This is a genomic window from Moorena sp. SIO3I6 (assembly GCF_010672095.1).
Genome location: NZ_JAAHHU010000703.1, coordinates 1 through 2,409, shown reverse-complemented (window position 1 = coordinate 2,409; position 2,409 = coordinate 1). Strand labels below are relative to the sequence as shown.

At 42.9% G+C, this 2,409-nt stretch carries 3 protein-coding genes; all 3 read right to left on the bottom strand.

What is annotated here, in order from left to right; all coding sequences use genetic code 11:
- A partial coding sequence (locus F6K49_RS41600) for a transposase (RefSeq protein ID WP_293107053.1) occupies positions 1–986 on the bottom strand: 986 nt, incomplete at its 3' end.
- Positions 952–1,572: an IS607 family transposase gene (locus tag F6K49_RS41595; protein WP_075903378.1), complete on the bottom strand. Its 621-nt coding sequence runs from the start codon at positions 1,570–1,572 to the stop codon at positions 952–954. The genes F6K49_RS41600 and F6K49_RS41595, both read right to left, overlap by 35 nt.
- Positions 1,573–1,922: 350 nt before the next feature.
- Positions 1,923–2,409, bottom strand: a 487-nt coding sequence (locus F6K49_RS41590) for a cyclase family protein (RefSeq protein WP_293107048.1), incomplete at its 5' end; no start/stop codon positions are given.

Here is a 2,409-nt window from a genome sequence, read left to right as displayed (position 1 = left end):
TCAAGATTGCGTGGCTGGTCCACGTCTGTACCTTTTGCAACCGCCGTATAATAGGCAAGCAATTGCGCCGGGATCGCATAGAGAATGGGTGTGATTCGCTTCTTTCGTGGAACCATTTGTGATGTGTTAAAAGTTGGTAAAACAATCACATCGTAGTTCCTTGCTAAATAGGAAGCTACTTGTTTGTGTAGTTCAGCTCTAAGATTTTTAATCCTAGTCCTAAGCTTTTCCATCGCTGCTTTTAACTTGTATCGACGATGTTTGTATATATGTCCTTTCGATTTATCATGCTTACTTTTTAATTTATCTAAATGCGAACAAAGTTTAGCTATTCGCTGAAAATCGTTGTCGCCAAACTCCAGGAATTCAGTACCGTCAAAACCAGTCATGAAGGTTCTGACTCCGGGGTCTAGAGCTATCACTTTTTTAGTTTCAGTAGGCTCAAGGTCAAATTCTACAGGAAAGTGCGCAAACCACCGACCCTTGTTATAAGTAAGTTCTGTAGCACCATCGGTAAGTATACAGAAGTCATGACCTTTGAATTCGGGTTTTGGTAAATGCTTGGTCGTAGAAACCATCCATCTGCCAGCCTTGTAAGCCGTAGGATCAAACTGGATTGTCTGTTTATGATCCCGTACACTGCGAAATTTAGCTATCTTTAGTCCAGCTTGTGGTAATGGTTTGCGTTTCTTCCCTTTTCCCACAAATAAGGGCAGTTTAGCCGTTTCCTTCCAAGCGCGATAAGCTTCCATGGAAGCGTTGTCTAGAATTTTGGAGACATTTAGGTCTTTACACCATTGTGGGATAAGTCCCGATTGTTTTAACCAAGTTCGAAAACCATATTTTCCCCCTTTTTTTCCTACTTTTGTATAACCTTGGTTCTTGTTTAATTGTTCAATAGAAATGTTATACACCTGACGAACAGCGGCCATCCATTTCTTCCAAATATCCTCAAGTTCTTTGCTTGGGTAAACTTGGTAACTCACAGTCTTTAATAATATGCAGCTTGTACTTCCTAAGTCCGTACAATCGGCAACTGAAGACGTGGATGACTGCCAGAACATCTTCAACCATCTCCTGTTCTGGGCTGAGGTTCTTTTCGTCGAGAACCAGTATTTTAGTTTCGAATTTAGAGCACAACCATGAGACAAGATCGAACCCAAAACGGCAAAGCCTATCTTTGTGGGCAACGACAATATATTTGCAAGTACCGTCGAGAACTCTGTCCAGTAAGGTACGAAGACCTTTTCTGCTGAAGTTGAGTCCACTTCCAATATCTCGAATGATTTCTGCGTCTGGGTAACGAGACTTAAGAAACTGTACTTGTTGCTCAAGGTCATTTTTTTGAGAGCGACTTGAAACTCTTGCATATAGAATTGTCGCCCTGTTGTCTGTTGTTGTTTTTGTGCAAGGAATAGAGACGACCGAGTCCAGGTCGTATCGTCTTTGACCTCCAGGGGTTCTGATACCTTGTATCTTGCCTTCATTGAGCCATCTTTCGAGTGTTTTTGTACTGACCCCAAGTCTAGCGGCAGCGACCCTTGGAGGGACATAGTTGACTGATCCATTCATTAGCGCGTGCCTTGGTTGTTACACTTACATCATCAAAGAAAATGTCAGGAAATGTCAACTATGTCGGGAAAATTATTGTCCAGGACACAACTCTTAGGTTAGATCTGCCTCTCGGTAGATAACCTCTTCCATTAGAATTATTTGACCGCGCTCAATGAAGACAGTGAATCTGCCAAAGGTTCCTAAATATATATAGCGCTAAGCCCTATATACCAATTCGATTGATTTGTGATTTATTGCTGCTAGAGATAATCATGAATCGATAAATGCGTTCGGCATAGCCGCGCCAAAGGCGTTCGCTAACTAATCAATGCGATCGCTAACTAAAATTCCAGCAGTAAATTCCAGCACTAGGGAATAATTGCGAAGACCCTTGCTGGGAAACCAGAGCCTTTGAGGGGCTTAGGAAAGGTTACGATTGCGATCGCACCATACTCCGGCACCTGATCCAAGTTAGTCAGCAACTCTATCTGATACTTGTCTTGGCTGAGAATATAATTCTCTAGGGAATAGTCCCCTTGGCTAGTGGCAATTCCAGGGTCAGTATCAGTTGTTTCATGACCGGAAGCAGTAATGTAGCGTTCTTCGTACAGATATTTGAGTACTTCAGCGCTCCAGCCAGGATAATGGGCAATACCATTAGCATCAGCATTTCGCATTTTGGTCATACTAGGCCAAGCCTTAGACCAATCCGTACGCATTGCGACAAATGCCCCTTCTGGCACCAAACCGTATTTCTGTTCCCAAGCTTGTACATCTTCCAGGGTAATTTGATAGTCGGAGTTGTGACTGACCTTGTCACTGACATCGATTACCACCAGGGGTAGCACCATTTCA